Genomic DNA, 21,564 nt, shown 5'->3' on the forward strand with positions numbered 1-21,564 from the left:
TGCCGATGACGGCGGGAGGGGCAGCGTGAGGCGCATGACGGCACGACCGGCGAACGCGCATCAGGCGCGGTTGCTCCGACTGCTGCGCGACGGCGGCCCCAACTCCCGTGCTCAGCTGGGCGATGAGATCGACCTGTCGCGTTCGAAGCTGGCCGTGGAGATCGACCGGCTGCTGGAGACCGGGCTGGTGGTCGCGGACGGCCTCGCGGCCTCGCGGGGCGGTCGGCGCTCGCACAACATCCGGCTCGCGCCCGGGCTGCGACTGCTCGGCGTGGACATCGGCGCCACCTCCGTGGATGTCGCCGTGACCAATGCCGAACTGGAGATTCTCGGCCATCTCAACCAGCCCATGGATGTGCGCGAAGGGCCCGTGGCCGTCTTCGAGCAGGTGCTGGACATGGCCGCGAAGCTCCGGGCCTCCGGGGTGGCCGAGGGGTTCGACGGGGCGGGCATCGGAGTGCCGGGGCCGGTGCGGTTCCCCGAGGGCGTGCCCGTCGCACCGCCGATCATGCCGGGCTGGGACGGCTTCCCCGTACGGGAGGCGCTCAGCCAGGAGCTCGGCTGCCCGGTCATGGTCGACAACGATGTGAACCTCATGGCGATGGGGGAGCAGCACGCCGGAGTCGCCCGTTCCGTCAAGGACTTCCTCTGCGTGAAGATCGGCACCGGCATCGGCTGCGGGATCGTCGTCGGCGGTGAGGTCCACCGCGGGACGACGGGCAGCGCGGGCGACATCGGCCACATCCAGGCCGAACCCGACGGCCGCCCCTGCGCCTGCGGCAACCACGGCTGTCTGGAGGCGTACTTCGGCGGCGCGGCGCTGGCCCGCGACGCCGAGGCGGCCGCCCGCGACGGCCGGTCCGCGGAACTCGCCGCCCGGCTGGAGGAAGCGGGCAGCCTCGCCGCCACGGACGTGGCCACGGCGGCCTCGGCGGGTGACGCGACCGCGCTGGACCTCATCAGGGAGGGCGGCACCCGTACGGGCCAGGTCATCGCCGGGCTCGTGAGCTTCTTCAACCCCGGTCTGGTGGTCATCGGCGGCGGTGTCACCGGGCTCGGCCATACGCTGCTCGCCGCCATACGGACCCAGGTCTACCGCCAGTCCCTGCCCCTGGCCACCGGCAACCTCCCCATCGTGCTCGGCGAACTCGGCCCAGCCGCCGGGGTCACCGGCGCGGCCCGCCTGATCAGCGACCACCTCTTCTCACCGGCATGACCGCCTGACCGCCACAACGGCATAACGGCACCAGGCACGACGGCACGACCGCATGACCGCCTGACCCCGCCCGGCCCCGGCCGGTCCGCACCTCGGCACAGCGCAGCAGCACCACGGCAGCACCAGCGCCACCGCACCGCCCCTCGCCGTACGCCACGACGAGGCACGAGCCGCACCACCGAGCCGCACCATCCGGCACCCCACACCCACCGGGGCCGCGCCGCTACCCCGTCGCGCCCCGCCGCCGCACCACCACCGCATCACCGCGCAGCCGCACGCCCAGCACCCGTACACCCCAGCGCCGCGCACGCCCCCAGCACCCCGCACCGCATACGAGGACCCCGCCGAGGAGGCCCGCCATGGCACCGGCACCACCCGATCCGCGCCCGCTCCTCACCATGTCCGCGATCACCAAGTCCTTCCCCGGCGTACGGGCCCTGGACGGCGTCGACCTCGATGTCGAAGCGGGCGAGGTGCACTGTCTGCTCGGCCAGAACGGCGCGGGAAAGTCCACCCTGATCAAGGTGGTCGCCGGGGTGCACCAGCCCGACAGCGGCGAGATCGTCTGGCGCGGCGAACCGGTCACCCTCAAATCGCCCATCGCCGCCATGCGCCTCGGCATCGCCACCATCTACCAGGAACTCGACCTGGTGGAGGGGCTGTCCGTCGCCGAGAACGTCTTCCTCGGCCATGAGATGGCCACCGGCGGTTTCGTCCGCTCCCGCGCCGCCCGCGCCGCCACCGCCGCCCTCCTCACCCGGCTCGGGCACCCCGAGATCGGCCCGGGGCGGCTGGTGGGGGACCTCTCCGCGGCCGGGCAGCAGATCGTCTCGATGGCCCGCGCGCTCTCCCACGACGTCCGGCTGATCGTGATGGACGAGCCGTCCGCGGCCCTCGACCCCGACGAGGTGGACAACCTCTTCCGCATCGTCGGCGACCTCACCGCCGCCGGGGTCGCCGTCGTGTACATCTCGCACCGGCTGGAGGAGATCCGCCGGATCGGCGACCGCGTCACCGTGCTCAAGGACGGCCGCGCCGCGGCCCGCGGGCTGCCCGCGCGCACCACCCCGACCCGCGAGGTCGTGGCGCTGATGACCGGCCGGGACGTGGAGTACGCGTTCCCGCGCCGCACCACGGCCCCTCCGGTCGCCACCGCCACCCCCGTACTGCGGCTGGAAAAGCTCGGCAGGGCGGGCGAGTTCGAGCCGGTCGACCTCGAGGTGGCGCCCGGCGAGATCGTGGGGCTCGCCGGGCTCGTCGGCTCCGGCCGGTCCGAGATCCTGGAGACCGTCTACGGCGCCCGCCGCCCCACCTCGGGCCGGGTGCTGGTGGACGGCCGCCCGCTGCGCCCCGGCAGCGTGACCGCCGCCGTGCGCGCCGGGCTCGGCCTGGCCCCCGAGGAGCGCAAGGCGCAGGCGCTGCTGATGCTGGAGTCCGTCACCCGCAATGTCTCGGTCTCCTCGCTGACCCGCTTCTCCCGCGCCGGATGGGTGGACCGCGGCGCGGAGCGGGCGGCGGCCCGCCGCTGCGTCCGCGATCTGTCGCTGCACCCCGACAACCCGGAGCGGCCGGTGCGCACCCTGTCCGGCGGCAACCAGCAGAAGGCCGTACTGGCCCGCTGGCTGCTGCGCGGCTGCCGGGTGCTGCTGCTTGACGAGCCGACGCGCGGAGTGGACGTCGGCGCCCGCGCCGAGCTGTACGCCGTGATCCGTCGGCTCGCCGACGACGGCATGGCCGTCCTCCTCGTCTCCAGCGAACTGCCCGAAGTCCTGGGCCTCGCCGACCGGGTGCTGGTGCTCCGCGAGGGCCGTGTCGTCCATACGGCGCCCGCGCGGGAGCTGGACGAGCACCGCGTCCTCGATCTCGTCATGGAAGGGAGCCCGTCGTGAAATCACCCGGGAGCAGGCCGGCGTCCCCGCCTCCGGCCGACCCCGCCCCGGTACCGGGCGCGGGCGCCACGCTGACGGCAGGGCCGGTCGGCAAACCGCCGGCCCGGCGCACCGACACCGATCCGCTGAGCAGGCTGCGGCGCCTGGCCGATCTGCGCAACCTCTCGCTCGTCGGGGTGCTGGCGGTGCTGATCGCCGTCGGCGGCTTCACCAAGCCCGATGAGTTCCTCAGCACCGACAACCTCCAGCTGGTGCTCACCCAGGCGTCCGTCATCGGTGTCGTCGCCGTCGGCGTGACCTTCGTCATCATCAGCGGCGGCATCGATCTGTCGGTCGGCGCGATCGTCGCGCTGGCCTCGGTGTGGGCCACCACGCTCGCCACCCAGGAGTACGGGCTCGGCGGCATCCTGCTGTGCGCGGTCCTGGTGGGGCTCGGCTGCGGACTGGTCAACGGGGTGCTCATCGCGTACGGCGGATTGGTGCCGTTCATCGCCACCCTCGCGATGCTCGCCTCCGCCCGCGGTCTCGCCCTGCAGATCAGCGACGGCAAGACCCAGGTCGTCACCGTCAACCAGGTCCTGGACCTCGGGCTCCCGGACGCCTATGTGCTCGGCATCCCACCGCTGGTGATCATCTTCGCCGCGGTCACCGCGGTGGGCTGGCTGGTGCTCAACCGCACCACCTTCGGCCGGCGCACCGTCGCCATCGGCGGCAACGCGGAGGCGGCCAGGCTCGCGGGCATCGACGTCCGGCGGCAGCGGCTGCTGCTGTATCTGCTCTCCGGGCTGTGCTGCGGCATCGCCGCGTTCATGCTGGTCGTCCTCACCGGCTCGGGCCAGAACACCAACGGCAACCTCTACGAACTCGACGCCATCGCCGCCGCGATCATCGGCGGCACGCTGCTCATCGGCGGCCGCGGCACCATCACCGGCTCCGTCCTCGGCGTCCTCGTCTTCACCACCATCACCAATCTGTTCGCCCTGAACAACCTCCAGAGCGATGTCCAGCAGATCGCCAAGGGCGCGATCATCGTCGCCGCCGTCCTGGTACAGAAGGGTCGTTCGACGCCATGAGGCATGCCATCAGCTCCTCCTCCGCCACCAGTCGCAGAAACCTCCTCCTGGGCACCGCCGCGGCGGGTGCGCTGTTCGCCGCCGGGTGCACCAGCAACGAGAACAACGACGACGGTGACAACGCCAAGCAGGCCGCCAACACGGCCAATGACAAGCCCGGTAAGGCGGTCACCATCGGCTTCGCCGGGCCCCAGGCCGACCACGGCTGGCTCAACGCCATCAACGAGCAGGCCAAGCGGCGCGCCAAGGAGTACAAGGACGTCACCCTGGAGGCCACCGAGGGCTCCAATGACACCGCCCAGCAGATCGGCCAGATCGAGACCCTGATCAACAAGAAGGTCGACGTCCTGGTCATCCTCCCCGCCGACGGCAAGGCGCTCACCCAGGTCGGGCTCAAGGCCATGCGTGCGGGCATCCCGGTGGTCAACCTCGACCGGATCTTCGCCTCCCCGCAGGCGTACCGCTGCTGGATCGGCGGCGACAACTACGGCATGGGCCTCAACGCCGGGCGCTATATCGGCGAACAGCTCAAGGGCAAGAAGAACGCCAAGGTCATCGAGTTGGCGGGGATCGACAACCTGGAGCTGACCCGGCAGCGCACCGAGGGCTTCAACGACGCCCTGAAGAACTACCCCAACATCAAGAAGGTCGGCCGCCAGGCCGCGGAGTTCACGGTCGAGTCGGGCCAGTCGAAGATGGCCCAGCTGCTCCAGGCCCACTCCGACTTCGACGCCCTGTGGAACCACGACGACGACCAGGGCGTGGGCGCCGAACGCGCCATCAAGCAGGCCGGGCGCGATGACTTCCTCATGGTCGGCGGCGCGGGCGCCAAGCACGCCATGGACGCCATCAGGGCCGACAACAGCGTGCTGAAGGCCACCGTGCTCTACCCGCCCACCATGGCCGCCTCCGCCATCGACCTCGCCCGCGCACTCGGCCAGGGCAAGGGCGTCGGCGGTCTCGCGGAGCTGGAGATCCCGGCCTCCCTCACCCTCTACTCCGCCGTCGTCACCAAGGACAACGTGGACGAGTACCTCCCCACGGGATTCAGCTGAGCCCCTCGAGGGCCAGACCCCCCACCTCGCGTCGGTTTGCGATCGTCAGAAGGAGTCCCATGGAAAATCCTGAAGCGAAGACGCTCGGCGTCGGCATGGTCGGCTACGCCTTCATGGGCGCTGCCCACTCCCAGGGCTGGCGCACCGTCGGCAGCGTCTTCGACCTCCCCGCCCGCCCCGCGATGTCCGCCGTCTGCGGGCGCGACGCGGACGCCGTACGGGCCGCCGCGGACCGGCACGGCTGGGCCGCCGCGGAGACCGACTGGCGGGCGCTGATCGCCCGGGACGATGTGCAGGTAGTCGACGTCTGCACCCCGGGCGACAGCCATGCCGAGATCGCCATCGCGGCCCTGGAGGCGGGCAAGCACGTGCTGTGCGAGAAGCCGCTCGCCAACTCCGTGGCCGAGGCGGAGGCCATGGTGGAGGCGGCGCGGCGGGCGCGGGAGCGCGGCCAGGTGGCGATGGTGGGCTTCAACTACCGCCGCGCGCCCGCGATCGCGTACGCCCGCCGGATGGTGGCGGACGGGCGGATCGGCGTGCTGCGCCACGTCCGGGTCGCCTACCTCCAGGACTGGATCGTCGACCCGGACTTCCCCCTGGTGTGGCGGCTGCGGCGGGAGTACGCGGGCTCCGGCGCCCTCGGCGACCTGGGCTCGCACATCGTGGACCTGGCGCAGCATCTGGCGGGGGAGCGGCTGATCGGCGTCTCGGCGCTCACCGAGACGTTCATCCGGGAGCGGCCGCTGCCCGCGGGCGCGGTGGCCGGGCTCGGCGGTGCCGGGGCGGGCGGAGCGGCCCGCGGACCGGTGACGGTCGATGACGCGGCGCTGTTCACCGGGCGGTTCGGCTCCGGTGCGGTGGCCTCCTTCGAGGCCAGCCGGTTCGCCGCGGGCCGTAAGAACTCGCTGCGGATCGAGCTCAACGGCGATCGCGGCTCGCTCGCCTTCGATCTGGAACGCCTCAATGAGCTGTCCTTCCACGACCACACCGAGCCCGCCGCCGACTCCGGCTTCCGCCGGATCCTGGTGACCGAGCCGGAGCACCCCTACCTCGAGGCGTGGTGGCCGCCCGGCCACGCCCTCGGCTATGAGCACACCTTCGTCCACCAGGCGCGGGACATGGTGTTCGCGATCGCCGACGGAACCGGCCCCGAGCCGTCCTTCGAGGACGGGCTGCAGGTGCAGCGGGTGCTGGCGGCCGTGGAGGAGAGCGCTGAGAAGAGCTGCGTCTACACCCCCGTACCCGTCTGAGGAGGAGGCCGGAATGCCCAGACCCTTCACGCTCTTCACCGGCCAGTGGGCCGACCTTCCCCTGGAGGAGGTCTGCCGGCTGGCCCGTGACTTCGGTTACGACGGCCTGGAACTCGCCTGCTGGGGCGACCACTTCGAGGTGGACCGGGCGCTCGGCGAGTCCGGCTATCTGGACGGGCGGCGCCAGCTGCTGGAGAAGTACGGCCTCACCTGCTGGGCCATCTCCAACCACCTGGTCGGCCAGGCCGTGTGCGACTCACCCATCGACGAGCGCCACAAGGCCATCGTGCCCGCCCGGATCTGGGGCGACGGCGACGCCGAGGGCGTACGGCGGCGGGCCGCCGCCGAGATGGCCGACACCGCGCGCGCCGCGGCGGCCTTCGGGGTGCGCACCGTCATCGGCTTCACCGGCTCCTCCATCTGGCATCTGGTGGCCATGTTCCCGCCGGTGGTGCCGGGGATGATCGAGCGGGGTTACGAGGACTTCGCCGAGCGCTGGAACCCGGTGCTCGACGTCTTCGACGCCGAGGGCGTGCGCTTCGCCCACGAGGTCCACCCCAGCGAGATCGCCTACGACTACTGGACCACCCACCGGGCCCTGGAGGCCGTCGGCCACCGCCCCGCGTTCGGGCTCAACTTCGACCCCAGCCACTTCGTCTGGCAGGACCTGGACCCGGTCGGCTTCCTGTGGGACTTCCGGGACCGGATCTACCACGTGGACTGCAAGGAGGCCCGCAAGCGGCTGGACGGCCGCAACGGCCGCCTCGGCTCCCATCTGCCCTGGGGCGACCCCCGCCGCGGCTGGGACTTCGTCTCCGCGGGCCATGGCGATGTGCCGTGGGAGGACGTCTTCCGGATGCTGCGCTCGATCGGCTACGACGGTCCGGTGTCGGTCGAGTGGGAGGACGCCGGGATGGACCGGCTCACCGGCGCCCCGGAGGCGCTGGCCCGGCTGAAGCAGTTCGACTTCGACCCGCCGACGGCGTCGTTCGACGCGGCCTTCGGCGGCGGCGACACGTAGCGACGAGCGACACATAGCGACGAGGACCCGCCCGAAGGGCCTGGGTGGGGGACCGCACACCGCGCCCCCACCCGGCTTTGTCCTGCCCGAGGATGAAGCGACAGCTGTTTTGCGTCAAAGGGGTTTCCGGACCGGACAAACCCCGCTACGGTCCTTGAGATGTACCGGTCACATAGGGGCCCCTCGCCCCGGACCGGTCATCCCGGCGCGACGGCGCGCGCCTGTGCCAGTCACGGCGGCCTGACGGCCCGCCCGTACCCCCCTCTTTCCACGGAGGATCAGCGTGCACAGGAAAAGGCTTCGACTGCGCGGGCCCCTCGCGCTCGTCACGAGCGCACTGCTCGTCGGCACGGGGCTCGCCTTCACCGCACCCCAGGCGGGCGCGGCCCCAGCGGACAGAACCGCCCCGGCTGCCGAGCAGTTCCAGCAGGTCACCCTCGCCAAGGGCGTGGAGGAGACCGGCGAGCCCATGACGCTCGCCGTGCTCCCCGACCGCTCCGTGCTGCACACCTCGCGCGAGGGCACCCTGTGGCTGACCGACGCCACGGGCGAGACCAAGGTGTCCGGCAAGCTGCCGGTCTACTCGCACGACGAAGAAGGGCTGCAGGGCGTCGGCATCGACCCCGGCTTCGCCGACAACCGCGCCATCTACCTCTACTACGCGCCCCCGCTCGACACCCCCGCCGGTGACGCCCCCACCCAGGGCACGGCCGCCGACTTCGCGAAGTTCGACGGCGTCAACCGCCTCTCCCGGTTCACCCTCAACACCGACGGCACGCTGAACACCGGCAGCGAGAAGAAGGTCCTCGACGTACCCGTGAACCGCGGCATCTGCTGCCACGTCGGCGGGGACATCGACTTCGACGCCGACGGCAACCTGTACCTGTCCACCGGCGACGACAGCAACCCGTTCGAGTCCGACGGCTTCACCCCCATCGACGAGCGGGACAACCGCAACCCGGCCTTCGACGCCCGGCGCTCCGCGGGCAACTCCAACGACCTGCGCGGCAAGGTCCTCCGGATCAAGGTGGCCGACGACGGGTCGTACACCATCCCGGACGGCAACCTGTTCGCGCCCGGCACCGAGAAGACCCGGCCCGAGATCTACGCGATGGGCTTCCGCAACCCCTTCCGGATCAGTGTCGACAAGCCGACCGGCACGGTCTACGTCGGCGACTACGGACCGGACGCCGGGGCCGCCAACCCCGACCGCGGACCGGGCGGCTCCGTCGAGTTCGCCCGGGTGACCAAGCCCGGCAACTACGGCTGGCCGTACTGCATCGCCGACAACAAGCCGTACCGCGACTACGACTTCGCCACCGGCACCTCCGGCCCGGCCTTCGACTGCGCCGCGCCCGAGAACACCTCCCGGTACAACACCGGGCTCACCGATCTGCCGCCCGCCCAGCCCGCCTGGATCCCCTACGACAACGACTCCGTGCCCGAGTTCGGCTCCGGCTCCGAGTCGCCGATGGCCGGGCCGGTCTACCGCTATGACGCCTCGCTCGACTCCCCGGTGAAGTTCCCCGAGTCGTACGACGGGAACTTCTTCGCGGGGGAGTTCGGCCGCCAGTGGGTCAAGCGGATCGAGCAGGGCGACGACGGCGCCGTGCAGAAGATCAACGACTTCCCGTGGTCCGGCACCCAGGTCATGGACTTGGCCTTCGGCCCGGACGGCGCGCTGTACGTCCTCGACTACGGCCTCGGCTACTTCAACGGCGATGAGCACTCCGCGCTCTACCGGATCGAGAACGCCACCGGCGGTCACGCGCCCATCGCCGAGGCGAGCGCCGACCGCACCTCGGGCCCGGCGCCCCTGAAGGTCGCCTTCTCCTCGGAGGGCACCTCGGACGCCGACGGCGACGACCTCACCTACAGCTGGGACTTCGGCGACGGCACCACCTCCGCCGACGCCAACCCCAGCCACACGTACGAGGAGAACGGCACCTTCACCGCGACCCTCACCGTCAAGGACCCCACGGACCGCACCGCCAGCGCCAGCGTCCACCTCACGGTGGGCAACACCGCGCCCGAGGTGACGCTGGAACTGCCCGCCGACGGCCAGCTGTTCAGCTTCGGCGACGAGGTTCCGTTCAAGGTCAAGGTGACCGACCCGGAGGACGGGACCGTCGACTGCGCCAAGGTCAAGGTCACCTACATCCTCGGCCATGACAGCCACGGCCACCCCATCACCTCGGCGAACGGCTGCTCGGGCACCATCAAGACCAACGCGGACGGGGAGCACGACCCCAACGCCAACATCTTCGGGGTCTTCGACGCCGAGTACACCGACGGCGGCGGGGGCGGTCAGCCGCCGCTGACCGCCCATGACCAGTCCATCGTCCAGCCCAAGCACCGGCAGGCCGAGCACTACGACGACAGCCAGGGCGTCTCGGTGGTCAACCACACCCCGGCCAACGGCGGCAAGACGGTCGGCAACATCGAGAACGGGGACTGGATCTCCTTCACCCCGTATGTGCTGGGCAACGCCAAGGACTTCACCGCACGGGTCTCCTCGGCGGGCGCCGGGGGCACGCTGGAGATCCACGGCGAATCCCCGACCGGACCGCTGCTCGGCACCGCCACCGTGCCGGTGACCGGCGACTGGGAGACCTTCCAGGACGTCAAGACGACGCTGGAGAACCCCCCTGACGGCAGCACCACACTGGCCCTCGTCTTCAAGGGCGGTGCGGGAGCGCTCTTCGACGTGGACGACTTCACGATCGGCACCGGCTGACGTCCGGGGCCCGGGGCGGCGACCGTATCGCGGCCGCCGCCCCGGCCCGGGAGGAAGGAGCACGACGGCTATGCACCCGCACTCTTCTCCGCACTCCAGATCCGAATCCGGCCCGGGAGCCCCTTCCGGGCGCGGGCCCGTACCCGCGCCCGGGCGGCGCTCCGGACCCCGGCGCGGGGCGCGCCTCGCCGCCGTCGGGGCCACGCTGCTGCTCGCCCTGACGGCCCTGCCCGCCGCCGCGTCCGGCGCCGCCGCGTCCGGCGCCGCCGCGTCCGGCGCCGCCGACGACGGGCGGGTCCTGGTCTTCTCCAAGACGGCCGGGTTCCGCCATGACTCGATCCCCGACGGCATCGCGGCCATCGAGGAGCTCGGCGCGCAAGGCGGCTTCGCCGTGGACGCCACCGAGGACGCCGCCGCCTTCACCCCCGACAACCTCGCCCGCTACGACGCCGTCGTCTTCCTCTCCACGACCGGCGACGTCCTGGACACCGCCCAGCAGTCCGCGTTCGAGGGCTATGTGCGGGCGGGCGGCGGCTACGCCGGCGTCCACGCCGCCGCCGACACCGAGTACGACTGGCCCTTCTACGAGGGTCTGGCCGGGGCGTACTTCCAGTCCCACCCCGCGATCCAGCAGGCCACCGTGGACGTCGAGGACCGGGCCAACCCCGCGACCGCGCATCTGGCGCCGACGTGGGAGCGTACGGATGAGTGGTACAACTACCGCACCAACCCGAGGGAGCGGGTGCGGGTCCTCGCCGCGCTCGACGAATCCTCCTACCAGGGCGGCGAGATGGGCGAGGACCACCCCATCTCGTGGTGCCAGGAGTACCAGGGCGGGCGCGCCTTCTACACCGGCTTCGGCCACACCAAGGAGTCCTACGCCGACCCCGCCTTCCGGCAGCACCTGCTGGGCGGCATCCGCTACGCCACCGGCGCCGCCCACGCCGACTGCCGCCCCGAGCAGGGCTACACCCCGCTCTTCGACGGCACCTCGACGGACGGCTGGAAGCAGGCGGGCCCCGGCGGCTTCACCCTCGACACCGGGTCCGGGACCCTCACCTCGACCGGCGGCATGGGCATGCTCTGGTACCAGGCGAGCGAGCTGCACGCGTACTCGCTCAAGCTGGACTGGAAGATGGCGGGCGACGACAACTCCGGCGTCTACGTGGGCTTCCCGGCCTCCGACGACCCCTGGTCGGCGGTCGACAACGGCTACGAGGTACAGATCGACGCCACGGACACCCCCGATCACACCACCGGCTCGGTCTACGGCTTCCAGTCCGCGGACCTCGCCAAGCGGGACGCGGCGCTGAACCCGCCGGGGGAGTGGAACACCTACGAGATCCGGGTGGAGGGCGAGCGGCTGCGGATCTGGCTGAACGGCGTGGAGATCAACGACTTCACCAACTCCGATCCGGCGCGCAGCCTGCTCCAGGGCTACGTCGGCATCCAGAACCACGGGGAGGGGGACGAGGTCTCCTTCCGCAATATCCGCGTCAAGGACCTGTCGGCGAAGGGCGGCGGCCCCCAGCGGCACCACCAGCGGCACCACCACGACGGCTAGGCGCCCCCGGTCCGCCGTCCCGACGGCCCGAGGGGAGCCGTGGGGACGGCGTGGCGGCGGGCAGGAGTACGCCGCCTCCTCCCGCCGCCACCCCCACCCTGCTCCGGGGTCCGGGGCCCCGGCCCCGGACCCCGGGCCGTCCCGGACCCGGGTGGTCCCGCTTCGGCCCCGGGCCTGGGGGCTCCCGGACCCCGGGGTGGTCCGCCTCGGTTCCGGACCCGGGGTGGTCCCGGACCCGGGAGGCCGGATTCGGGCCCCGGAGCCGGAGCGGGGCCGCCGTCCGGGCCGGGGCAGCGGTGTGGCCCTGGCCGCCCCGCCCGTGTGCCCGGCGGGTCCCCGCCCCCGTACGACCGCGGTACCCGCACGAACCGAACGCGCCCAACCCACCGGGCCGTGGGGCCCACAGCGACCCGCTCGCCCGACCCCGACACCCCGGCGCTCCGACCGAGCCGCCGCCACGAGGCACTGACGGCCCCGACGCCCCGGCCGAACCGACAGCACCGACACCCCGACGCCCCGACAGCACCGACGCCCCTAGCCCCGACACCCCGACGCCAGGACCGAACCGGCATCGCCCACGCGGATCCGCGCCACCCCGAACCACCTGCGCAACCCACGCCCAGCCCCCGGGAGGCAGCCAGTGACCACCCGCCCCGACGACCTCACCCCGCTCCGCGACGCACCCCGTACGGGGGTCTGGCTCATCGGCGCCCGCGGTTCCGTCGCCACCACCGCCGTGGCGGGCTGCGCCGCCGTCGCCGGGGGGCTGCAGCCCGCGACCGGAATGGTCACCGAGACCGCGGCGTTCGCGGACAGCGGCCTGCCCGCGCTCGCCGACCTCGTCTTCGGCGGCCATGACACCGCCGCCACCCCGCTGCCCAAGCGGGCGGAGGCGCTGGCCGCCGACGGGGTGCTGCCGCACGGGCTGCCCGCCGCCGTACGCGGCGAACTCGCCGCCGCCGACGCGGCCGTCCGCCCGGGCGGGCCCCAGCCCGGCGACGGCCGTGGCGAGGAGGAGCTGATCGACGCCTTCGCGGCCGACCTCACCGAGTTCGTCCGTACCCACCGGCTCGCCCGCGCCGTCGTCGTCAACGTCGCCTCCACCGAAGCCGCTCCGGAGGACGCCGGGACGCTGCCGCCCAGCTCCCTCTACGCCGCCGCCGCGCTGCGCGCCGGATGCCCGTACGTGAACTTCACGCCCTCCACCGGGCTCCACCACCCCCGCGTGCGCGAACGGGCCGAGCGCTCCGGGCTGCCGTACGCGGGCCGCGACGGCAAGACCGGGCAGACGCTGCTGCGGTCCGTCCTTGCGCCGATGTTCGCCCAGCGGGCGCTGGCCGTACGGAGCTGGTCCGGTACGAACCTCCTCGGCGGCGGCGACGGCGCCGCGCTCGCCGACCCGGGCGCCGCGGCGGCCAAGAACGCGGGGAAGGCGCGGGTACTCTCCGACACCCTCGGCGAACTCCCCGACGGCGAGCTGCACATCGACAACGTGCCCGCGCTCGGCGATTGGAAGACCGCCTGGGACCACGTCTCCTTCGAGGGCTTCCTCGGCTCGCGGATGATCCTCCAGACCATCTGGCAGGGCTGCGACTCGGCCCTCGCCGCACCGCTCGTCCTCGATCTCGCCCGGCTGACCGCACGCGCCCATGAGGTGGGCCGCACCGGACCGCTCCCCGAACTCGGCTTCTACTTCAAGGACCCGGACGGCGGCCCGGCCGCCCTCGCCGACCAGTACGCGGCGCTCATCGGCCTCGCCGGGCGGCTGCGGGGCCGGTCGTGACGGGCGATGCGGGGGAACGGGGGCCCTTCGGGACGTGGGGCGACTGGGCCGAACTGCTCAGGGTGTCGGCCCTGTTCACCGTGCCGGGTGACGCCCTGGCGGGCGCGGCGGCGGCCGGGCGCGGCCCCAACCGGGGCACGGCGCTCGCGGTCTGCGCCTCGCTGTGCCTGTACGAGGCGGGCATGGCGCTCAACGACTGGGCGGACCGTGACGTCGACGCCGTGGAGCGCCCCGGCCGACCGCTGCCGTCGGGCCGTATCGCCCCGGCCGCGGCGCTGACCGCCGCGACCGGGCTGACCGCCGCCGGGCTGCTCTGCGCCGCCGCGGCGGGTCGCCCGGCATTCGCCACGGCGACGGCCCTGGCGGGCACGGTGTGGGCGTACGACCTCGGCCTGAAGAACACGCCCGCGGGCCCGCCCACCATGGCCGCCGCCCGCGCCCTGGACCTCCTCCTTGGCGCCACGGCCTCCGCCCGCCCCGCCCCCGGCGCGCGCCGCTCCGCCCTCGGCCCGGCCGCCCTCCTGGGCGTGCACACCCTCGCGGTGACCACGGTCTCCCGCCGGGAGGCGGTCGGCGGCTCCCCGGCGGCGCCCCTCGGCGCCCTCGCGACGGCAGCGGCGATCGCCTGGACCACGACCAGGGGCCCGGCCCCCGCCTCCGGGCGCGGCCCTGAGGCGGGCCACGGCGCGCCGGTCGCGGTGCTGAAGGGGACCACCGGCGACGCCCCGGCGGGCGGCGTGGCCACCGCCTCCTTCGTCGCCCTGGCCAGGGCGCTCCCGCGCACGGGCCCACGTCGTGCCGCTCCGGCGGGGCGACTCGTCGCGGCGACCGCAGGCGCCGCCGGACGCGCCGCCCCGCGGGGCGGCACGCGGGCCGGGGCCGGGGCGTCCCGGCTCACCGGGGCCGTCGCCCTGCCCGGTGCGTCGGTCAGCCGCTTCGCGGCCGTCGCCGGGGCCGCCCTCGCGGGCGGGTATGTGGCCACGGTCGCCCGGCCGTTGGCGCATGCCGTGCTCAACCCGTCCCCGTACCTCCTCCAGCGTGCCGTCGGCAGCGGCATCCGCGCGATGATCCCGCTTCAGGCCGTGCTCGCCTCCCGCGCCGGGGCGCACCGTACGGCGGTGGGGCTGCTCGCGCTGGTGCCCGTCGCCCGGCGGCTGTCGAGAAAGGTCAGCGCGACATGAGCCGCACCGGCGACCCCGGCCGCCCCACCCCGGAACCCCTCCGCTTCGCCTACGGCACCAACGGTCTGACCGACCTCCGCCTGAGCGACGCCCTCGCCCTGCTCGCCGACCTCGGCTACGACGGCGTCTCGCTGACCCTCGACCATATGCACCTCGACCCGCTCGCCCCGGACCTCGCCGCCCGCACCCGCCACGTCGCCCGCGAGCTGGAGCGGCTTGGCCTCGGGGTCGCGGTCGAGACCGGTGCCCGGTACGTGCTCGACCCCCGGCGCAAGCACCACCCCACCCTGCTCGACCCGGACCCCGAGGCGCGTGGCGCCCGTATCGATCTGCTGCTGCGGGCCGTACGGGTGGCGGCCGGTCTCGGGGCACCGGCCGTGCACTGCTTCAGCGGGGTGCTGCCGCCCGGCGAGTCCGAGGAGACAGCGTGGCGGCGGCTGGCCGACGCCCTCGGGCCGGTGGTCGTGGCCGCCGGGGCGGTGGGCGTCTCCCTCGCGATCGAGCCGGAGCCGGGGCATCTCCTCGCCGACCTCGCCGGTTTCCACCGGCTGCGCACGGCGCTGGGCGATCCGGCCGCCCTCGGCCTCACCCTCGACATCGGCCACTGCCAGTGCCTGGAACCCGACCCGCCCGCCGAGTGCGTCCGCGCGGCGGCGCCCTGGGTGCGGCATGTGCAGATCGAGGACATGCGGCGCGGGGTGCACGAGCATCTGCCGTTCGGCGAGGGGGAGATCGACTTCCCGCCGGTCCTGGAGGCGCTGCGCGCGGCGGGGTACCGGGGTCTCGTCGGCGTCGAACTGCCCCGCCACTCCCACGCCGGTCCCGAACTGGCCAGCGCCTCCCTGCGGTTCCTCAAGGACGCCGAACGGGCCGCGAGCGAGGGAGGCATCCGATGCTGACCGTGACCGAGCTACGCGCCGCCGTGGAGCGGCGCCTGGACGAGGCGGGCCGCGCCTGGCTGGACGGCGCCCTGACGGACGCGGCGAAGACGGGACCGCACCCGGACACTCGGGGCCCCGCCCATACCGATTCGGGCCGCACTCAGGCCGATTCCGGCCCGGCTCAGGCCGATTCCGGCCTGGCCCCGGACGCTTCCGGTCCCGCCCGCTGGGAACTGGACTTCGCCTCCGCGGGCCGCCACGTCCGCACCACGACCCCCGCGACGACCCGCGCCACGATCACCGGCCGACCCGCTGCCGATGGCCCGGCCTCCCTCGACGGCCACGCTCCCGCCGGGCGGCCCGCCGTGGCCGGTCCCGGGGACCGTCCGGTCCCCGTGGATCGGTCTGGTGTGCCTGGCTCCGTGGGCCGGACTGGTGTGCCTGCCCCCGCGGACCGGTCCGGTGTGTCCGCCCCCGCGGACCGGACCGACGTGCCCGCCCCCGCGGACCTGCCCACTCCCGCTGATGGGCCCGGAGGGCCCCCCGCTCCCTCCGGCCACGGCGGTCCCTCCGACCGTGGCGGCCCGTCCGGCCCGGCTCACCCGGCCGAACACGCCGCCCCAATCAAGACGTTCGGCGCCGACGGCCTCACCCCCCACGACCTCCCCGACGCCGCCCGCGTCCTCATCCTGCACGCCGCGCGCGCGGACGCGCGCACCGTCGCGAGGCTGTACGCGTACGGCACCGGCGCCGAGCGCCGGGCCGTGCTGCGGGCGCTGCCGCATCTCGACCTCTTCGCCGGTCCCGACGCCGTACCGCTTGTCGAGGACGCCCTGCGGACCAACGACACCCGGCTGGTGGCCGCCGCCGTCGGACCGTACGCCGCCCGCCACCTCCCGCCGCACGGCTGGCGGCAGGCCGTGCTCAAGTGCCTGTTCACGGGCGTGCCCCTCGCCGCCGTCGCCGACTGGGAGCGGCGGGCGCGCGGGGACGGCGAGCTGGGCCGGATGCTCGGCGACTACGCCCGTGAGCGCACCGCCGCCGGGCGCCCCGTGCCCGGCGATCTCGACCGCGTACTGGCCGTGACCCAAACCCTGCCCGCCACGTCCGCCGAGCCCGGGTCGACCCGCGTGTCCGCCGAGCCTGGATCGACCGGCGCGCCCGCCGAGCCCGCCGCGTCCGGCACGCCTGCCGATCCCGCCGCGCGCGCCGCGCTCGCCGAGCCCGACGCACCCCACGCGTCTGCCGACCCCGGCGCGCCCCACGCGCCCTACGCACCCCGCGCCCTGCCCCGCGAGGAGTCCTGATGCGCATCTTCGATCCCCACATCCACATGACCTCCCGCACCACCGACGACTACGAGGCCATGTACGCCGCGGGGGTGCGCGCCCTCGTCGAGCCGTCCTTCTGGCTCGGGCAGCCCCGCACCTCGCCCGCCAGCTTCCGCGACTACTTCGACTCCCTCCTCGGCTGGGAGCCCTTCCGCGCCGCCCAGCACGGGATCGCCCACCACTGCACCCTCGCGCTCAACCCCAAGGAGGCCAACGACCCGCGCTGCACCCCGGTCCTTGACGAGCTGCCGCGCTATCTCGTCAAGGACGGCGTGGTGGCCGTGGGCGAGATCGGCTACGACTCGATGACCCCCGCCGAGGACACCGCACTCGCCGCCCAGCTGCAGCTCGCCGCCGACTACGGGCTGCCCGCCCTCGTCCACACCCCGCACCGCGACAAGCTGGCCGGGCTGCGCCGCACCCTCGACGTCGTCGGGGAGTCCGCGCTGCCCCCGGACCGCGTCCTGGTCGACCACCTCAACGAGACCACCGTCAAGGAGGCCAAGGACAGCGGCTGCTGGCTCGGCTTCTCCGTCTACCCCGACACCAAGATGGACGAGGAGCGGATGGTCGCGATCCTGCGGGCGTACGGGTCCGAGAAGGTCCTGGTCAACTCCGCCGCCGACTGGGGGCGGAGCGACCCGCTCAAGACCCGGAAGGTCGGCGACCTGATGCGCGCCGAGGGGTTCACCGAGGACGACGTCGACCTCGTGCTGTGGCGCAACCCGGTCGCGTTCTACGGGCTCAGCGGCCGTCTCGATCTGCACCTCGACGCCGAGGACACCACGGCCACCGCCACCCACGAGGGCAACTCCATCCTGCGCGGCGGCGCCGCCCCGGCCGCCGCGCCGACGGAACGGTGAGGAGGAGGACCCCATGCGCTTCCGCCACCCCGACGGCTCCACCGTCCACCTCGCCTACTGCACCAACGTCCACCCCGCCGAAGACCTCGACGGCGTCGTGGACCAGCTCCGGCTGCACTGCGAACCGGTGCGCCGCCGCCTCGGCCGCGACCGGCTCGGCATCGGCCTGTGGCTGGCCCGCGACGCCGCCCGCACCCTGAGCGCCGACCCCGCCGAACTGCGCGGGCTGCGCACCGCGCTGGACACCCGCGGCCTGGAGGTGGTCACCCTCAACGGCTTCCCGTACGAGGGTTTCGGCGCCCAGGAGGTCAAGTACCGCGTCTACAAGCCCGACTGGACCGACCCGGAGCGGCTGGAGCACACCACCCATCTGGCCCGGCTGCTGGCCGCGCTGCTCCCGGACGACATCACCGAAGGCACCGTCTCCACCCTGCCGCTCGCCTGGCGCGCCCCCTTCGACGCGGACGCCGCCCGCGCCGCCCGACGCCACCTCACCACCCTCGCCCAGCGGCTCGACGCCATCCAGGAGCTCACCGGCCGGTCCGTCCGCATCGGCCTGGAGCCCGAGCCCGGCTGCACCGTCGAGACCACCGCACAGGCCATCGACGCGCTCACCGCGCCCGGCGGCCCGCCCCTGGACCGTATCGGCGTCTGCCTGGACACCTGCCATCTGGCGACGCAGTTCGAGGACCCGCACTCGGCCGTCGAAGCGCTCACCGCCGCCGGGGTCCCGGTCGTCAAGGCACAGCTGTCCGCCGCTCTGCACGCCGAGGACCCGGGGCGGCCCGCCGTGCGGAAGGCCCTCGCGGCCTTCGCCGAGCCCCGCTTCCTCCACCAGACCCGCACCCAGGCCCCCGGGGGCGGCGTCACCGGCACCGACGACCTCGACCAGGCGCTCGCGGGCGGACTCGCGGACACCGCGCCCTGGCGTTCCCACTTCCACGTCCCGCTGCACGCCCCGCCCGAGCCCCCGCTCACCTCCACCCTCCCGGTGCTCGCCGACGCCCTCGCCCGACTCGTCGGCGGGCCCGCCCCGCTGACCCGTCACCTCGAAGTGGAGACCTACACCTGGCAGGCGCTCCCGCCCGAGCTGCGCCCGCGCACCCGCGACCGGCTCGCCGACGGCATCGCCGCCGAACTCGCCCTCGCCCGCGACCTGCTGACCGACCTCGGCCTCAAGGAGCTGCCATGAGCGACCCGAGCCACCTGAGTGATACGAGCGCCGAGACCCGCCCCACCCCGCTCCTCGTCCTCGACGTCGTCGGGCTCACCCCGCGCCTGCTCGACCACATGCCCCGCCTCAAGGCGCTCGCCCGCTCCGGCTCCCAGGCCCCGCTGGGCACCGTGCTGCCCGCCGTCACCTGCGCCGCCCAGTCGACGTTCCTCACCGGCACCACGCCCGCCGGGCACGGCATCGTCGGCAACGGCTGGTACTTCCGCGAGATGGGCGAGGTGCTGCTGTGGCGGCAGCACAACGGCCTCGTGGGCGGCGACAAGCTGTGGGACGCCGCCCGCCGCGCCCACCCGGGCTACACCGTGGCCAACATCTGCTGGTGGTACGCGATGGGCTCGGACACCGACATCACCGTCACCCCGCGCCCCGTCTACTACGCCGACGGCCGCAAGGAGCCGGACTGCTACACCCGGCCGCCCGCGCTGCACGACGAACTCACCGCGAGGCTCGGCACCTTCCCCCTCTTCCACTTCTGGGGGCCCGGCGCCGATCTGGTCTCCTCACAGTGGATCATCGACGCCACGCGCCACATCCTCCGCACCAGCCCCACCGATCTGGTGCTCACCTACCTTCCGCACCTGGACTACGACCTCCAGCGGTACGGCCCCGACGACCCCCGCTCCCGCGCCGCCGCCGCCGAACTCGACACCGCCCTCGGCCCGCTGCTGGACGACGCCACCGCCCGTGGCCGCACCGTGGTGGCGCTGTCCGAGTACGGCATCACCCCGGTCTCCCGGCCGGTGGACATCAACCGGGCGCTGCGCCGCGCCGGGATGCTGGAGGTGCACACCCAGGACGGCATGGAGTACCTGGACCCCGGCGCCTCCCGCGCCTTCGCGGTCGCCGACCACCAGCTCGCCCATGTGTACGTGCGCCGCGCGGAGGACCTGGACGCCACCCGCGCCGCCCTGGCCGGACTGCCCGGCATCGCCGAACTCCTGGACGACGAGGGCAAGAAGGACCACGGCCTGGACCACCCCCGCTCCGGGGAGCTGGTCGCGGTGGCCGCGCCGGACGCCTGGTTCACGTACTACTACTGGCTCGACGACGCCCGCGCCCCCGACTTCGCCCAGCTGGTGGAGATCCACCGCAAGCCCGGCTATGACCCGGCCGAGCTGTTCATGGACCCCAAGGACCCCTATGTGCGGGTGCGGGCCGCCACCGCGCTGGCCCGCAAGAAGACGGGGATGCGCTACCGCATGGCCGTCGTCCCGCTCGATCCGTCCCCGGTGCGCGGCAGTCACGGCCGCCTCCCGGACCGCGAGGAGGACGGCCCCGTCCTCCTCTGCTCCCGGCCCGGCGCGGTGACCGGCCAGGTGGCCGCCACCGACGTCAAGAACCTGCTCCTCCGCCTCGCCGGCCTGACGAACGCAACCGAAGGAGACACCCCGTGAAGAGGGCCCAGGACCACCCCGAACTCGCCGAGACCCTTCGCCGCCGCAGATTCCTCGGCGTCGCCGCGGGCGCCACGGCCGCCGGTCTGCTCAGTACGTCCACCGCCGCGGCGGCCGAGACCGGCACCTCCGGCGCGTCGGCCCAGAGCGCCACGGCCGGGCACGGCCGGGGCGGCCCGCTGGTGCCCCGCGGCCACCTCGGCATCCAGCTCTACACCCTTCGCGACCAGGTGCAGTCCATCGGCTTCGCCCGCGTCTTCGAGGAACTGGCCCGGTACGGTTACGACCAGGTGGAGTTCGCCGGATACACCCAGGGCACCGGCGACCTCACCCTCAAGCAGCTCAAGCGGCTGATGCGGGACAACGGGCTGCGCGGCATCGGCAGCCATGTCAACTACTACTCCGACGACCCCAACGCCTACAGCTTCGCCACCAGCCTCACCCAGGTGCTCGACGACGCCGAGGCGCTCGGCCTGCCGCATGTGGGCACCGCCTCCGGGCCCTGGCGCTACGGCGACACGGTGGACGGCTGGAAGCGCTGCGCGGAGGAGTTCAACACCTATGGCGCGGCGGCGAAGGCGCGCGGGATGAAGTTCTACCAGCACAACCACGCCGAGGAGTTCTCCTTCGCCACCGACCGGCCGGACGTCCGCCTCTACGACGTACTGCTTGCCGAGACCGACCCCGCGCTGGTCCACCTGGAGATGGACATCTACTGGGCGTATGTGGGCCAGTTCCGCTTCGGAAAGAAGGCCGACGGCTCCCCGGCGCCCTTCGAACCGCTGGACTACGTCCTGCGCGCCCCGCACCGCTATCCGCTCTTCCACGTCAAGGACGGGGAGCACGACGAAACCGCCACCGACGGCTACCGGATGGTGGACGTCGGGGACGGTGACATCGACTACCGCCGCTTCCTGACCGAGGTCGGCAGGACCCATGGCGGGCGGCGTGACCACCAGTGGCTGGTGGAGCACGACCAGCCCGCCGATTCGCTCACCACCGCCCGCCGCTCCGCCCGCTATCTGCGGTCCCTGCGGTGCGGCGGACGGGGCTGAGCGAGGGCCCCTCGCGGCGGGTCCGGACGGCCTTGGC

General features: G+C 73.6%; 16 protein-coding genes. All 16 read left to right on the forward strand.

The window, feature by feature from the left end:
* Nucleotides 1-34 precede the first annotated feature (34 nt).
* The 16 genes from VT50_RS09815 to VT50_RS09890 all read left to right on the forward strand — a co-directional run bounded on the left by VT50_RS09815 (nucleotide 35) and on the right by VT50_RS09890 (nucleotide 21,527).
* Nucleotides 35-1,216, forward strand: a complete 1,182-nt coding sequence (locus VT50_RS09815) for an ROK family transcriptional regulator (RefSeq protein ID WP_046086702.1) — start codon at nucleotides 35-37, stop codon at nucleotides 1,214-1,216.
* Between the two features lie 359 nt (nucleotides 1,217-1,575).
* On the forward strand, nucleotides 1,576-3,105 hold the full coding sequence (locus VT50_RS09820; RefSeq protein ID WP_046086701.1) for a sugar ABC transporter ATP-binding protein: 1,530 nt from the start codon (nucleotides 1,576-1,578) through the stop codon (nucleotides 3,103-3,105).
* Nucleotides 3,106-3,176: 71 nt separating this feature from the next.
* Nucleotides 3,177-4,178 (forward strand): ABC transporter permease, encoded by a 1,002-nt coding sequence (locus tag VT50_RS09825; protein WP_078840742.1) that lies wholly within the window; start codon nucleotides 3,177-3,179, stop codon nucleotides 4,176-4,178.
* Nucleotides 4,175-5,233: a substrate-binding domain-containing protein gene (locus VT50_RS09830; RefSeq protein ID WP_046086699.1), complete on the forward strand. Its 1,059-nt coding sequence runs from the start codon at nucleotides 4,175-4,177 to the stop codon at nucleotides 5,231-5,233. Before VT50_RS09825 ends, VT50_RS09830 begins: the two co-directional genes overlap by 4 nt.
* Nucleotides 5,234-5,292: 59 nt before the next feature.
* The gene (locus tag VT50_RS09835) at nucleotides 5,293-6,483 is read left to right on the forward strand and encodes a Gfo/Idh/MocA family protein (RefSeq protein WP_046086698.1); all 1,191 of its coding nucleotides are present in this window, start codon (nucleotides 5,293-5,295) and stop codon (nucleotides 6,481-6,483) included.
* Between the two features lie 13 nt (nucleotides 6,484-6,496).
* A complete protein-coding gene (locus tag VT50_RS09840) occupies nucleotides 6,497-7,504 on the forward strand; it encodes a sugar phosphate isomerase/epimerase family protein (RefSeq protein ID WP_046086697.1) in 1,008 nt (335 codons plus the stop codon).
* Nucleotides 7,505-7,787: 283 nt separating this feature from the next.
* Nucleotides 7,788-10,241, forward strand: coding sequence for a PQQ-dependent sugar dehydrogenase (locus tag VT50_RS09845; RefSeq protein ID WP_046086696.1), 2,454 nt, complete (start codon nucleotides 7,788-7,790; stop codon nucleotides 10,239-10,241).
* A 70-nt stretch (nucleotides 10,242-10,311) separates the two neighbouring features.
* The gene (locus VT50_RS09850) at nucleotides 10,312-11,805 is read left to right on the forward strand and encodes a ThuA domain-containing protein (RefSeq protein ID WP_078840741.1); all 1,494 of its coding nucleotides are present in this window, start codon (nucleotides 10,312-10,314) and stop codon (nucleotides 11,803-11,805) included.
* A gap of 640 nt (nucleotides 11,806-12,445) precedes the next feature.
* A complete protein-coding gene (locus VT50_RS09855) occupies nucleotides 12,446-13,588 on the forward strand; it encodes an inositol-3-phosphate synthase (RefSeq protein WP_046086695.1) in 1,143 nt (380 codons plus the stop codon).
* Entirely contained in the window at nucleotides 13,585-14,769 is a 1,185-nt protein-coding gene (locus VT50_RS09860; RefSeq protein WP_046086694.1) for an SCO3242 family prenyltransferase, read from the forward strand. Before VT50_RS09855 ends, VT50_RS09860 begins: the two co-directional genes overlap by 4 nt.
* Nucleotides 14,766-15,668, forward strand: a complete 903-nt coding sequence (locus VT50_RS09865) for a sugar phosphate isomerase/epimerase family protein (protein ID WP_046086693.1) — start codon at nucleotides 14,766-14,768, stop codon at nucleotides 15,666-15,668. Before VT50_RS09860 ends, VT50_RS09865 begins: the two co-directional genes overlap by 4 nt.
* 404 nt (nucleotides 15,669-16,072) lie before the next feature.
* Nucleotides 16,073-16,957, forward strand: a complete 885-nt coding sequence (locus VT50_RS39950) for an EboA domain-containing protein (RefSeq protein ID WP_420822184.1) — start codon at nucleotides 16,073-16,075, stop codon at nucleotides 16,955-16,957.
* Nucleotides 16,957-17,844 carry a TatD family hydrolase gene (locus VT50_RS09875; protein ID WP_046086692.1) on the forward strand — a complete coding sequence of 296 codons (888 nt, stop codon included), beginning with the start codon at nucleotides 16,957-16,959 and terminating at the stop codon, nucleotides 17,842-17,844. The genes VT50_RS39950 and VT50_RS09875 overlap by 1 nt, the downstream gene beginning before the upstream one ends.
* Nucleotides 17,845-17,857: 13 nt before the next feature.
* Complete coding sequence (gene eboE, locus VT50_RS09880) at nucleotides 17,858-19,036, forward strand: metabolite traffic protein EboE (protein WP_046086691.1); 1,179 nt, start codon at nucleotides 17,858-17,860, stop codon at nucleotides 19,034-19,036.
* On the forward strand, nucleotides 19,033-20,472 hold the full coding sequence (locus VT50_RS09885; RefSeq protein WP_206269383.1) for an alkaline phosphatase family protein: 1,440 nt from the start codon (nucleotides 19,033-19,035) through the stop codon (nucleotides 20,470-20,472). Before eboE ends, VT50_RS09885 begins: the two co-directional genes overlap by 4 nt.
* Nucleotides 20,469-21,527 carry a sugar phosphate isomerase/epimerase family protein gene (locus tag VT50_RS09890; protein ID WP_046086690.1) on the forward strand — a complete coding sequence of 353 codons (1,059 nt, stop codon included), beginning with the start codon at nucleotides 20,469-20,471 and terminating at the stop codon, nucleotides 21,525-21,527. The genes VT50_RS09885 and VT50_RS09890 overlap by 4 nt, the downstream gene beginning before the upstream one ends.
* The last annotated feature ends 37 nt before the right edge of the window (nucleotides 21,528-21,564 follow it).

This window comes from Streptomyces antioxidans (genome assembly GCF_000968685.2).
Classification (GTDB): Bacteria; Actinomycetota; Actinomycetes; order Streptomycetales; family Streptomycetaceae; genus Streptomyces; species Streptomyces antioxidans.

Bases quoted from the DNA above. Each gene is read 5' to 3' on its own strand.
- VT50_RS09815 (WP_046086702.1), top strand. From the start codon at position 35: ATGACGGCACGACCGGCGAACGCGCATCAGGCGCGGTTGCTCCGACTG.
- VT50_RS09820 (WP_046086701.1), top strand. From the start codon at position 1,576: ATGGCACCGGCACCACCCGATCCGCGCCCGCTCCTCACCATGTCCGCG.
- VT50_RS09830 (WP_046086699.1), top strand. From the start codon at position 4,175: ATGAGGCATGCCATCAGCTCCTCCTCCGCCACCAGTCGCAGAAACCTC.
- VT50_RS09835 (WP_046086698.1), top strand. From the start codon at position 5,293: ATGGAAAATCCTGAAGCGAAGACGCTCGGCGTCGGCATGGTCGGCTAC.
- VT50_RS09840 (WP_046086697.1), top strand. From the start codon at position 6,497: ATGCCCAGACCCTTCACGCTCTTCACCGGCCAGTGGGCCGACCTTCCC.
- VT50_RS09850 (WP_078840741.1), top strand. From the start codon at position 10,312: ATGCACCCGCACTCTTCTCCGCACTCCAGATCCGAATCCGGCCCGGGA.
- VT50_RS09865 (WP_046086693.1), top strand. From the start codon at position 14,766: ATGAGCCGCACCGGCGACCCCGGCCGCCCCACCCCGGAACCCCTCCGC.
- VT50_RS09875 (WP_046086692.1), top strand. From the start codon at position 16,957: ATGCGCATCTTCGATCCCCACATCCACATGACCTCCCGCACCACCGAC.
- eboE (WP_046086691.1), top strand. From the start codon at position 17,858: ATGCGCTTCCGCCACCCCGACGGCTCCACCGTCCACCTCGCCTACTGC.
- VT50_RS09885 (WP_206269383.1), top strand. From the start codon at position 19,033: ATGAGCGACCCGAGCCACCTGAGTGATACGAGCGCCGAGACCCGCCCC.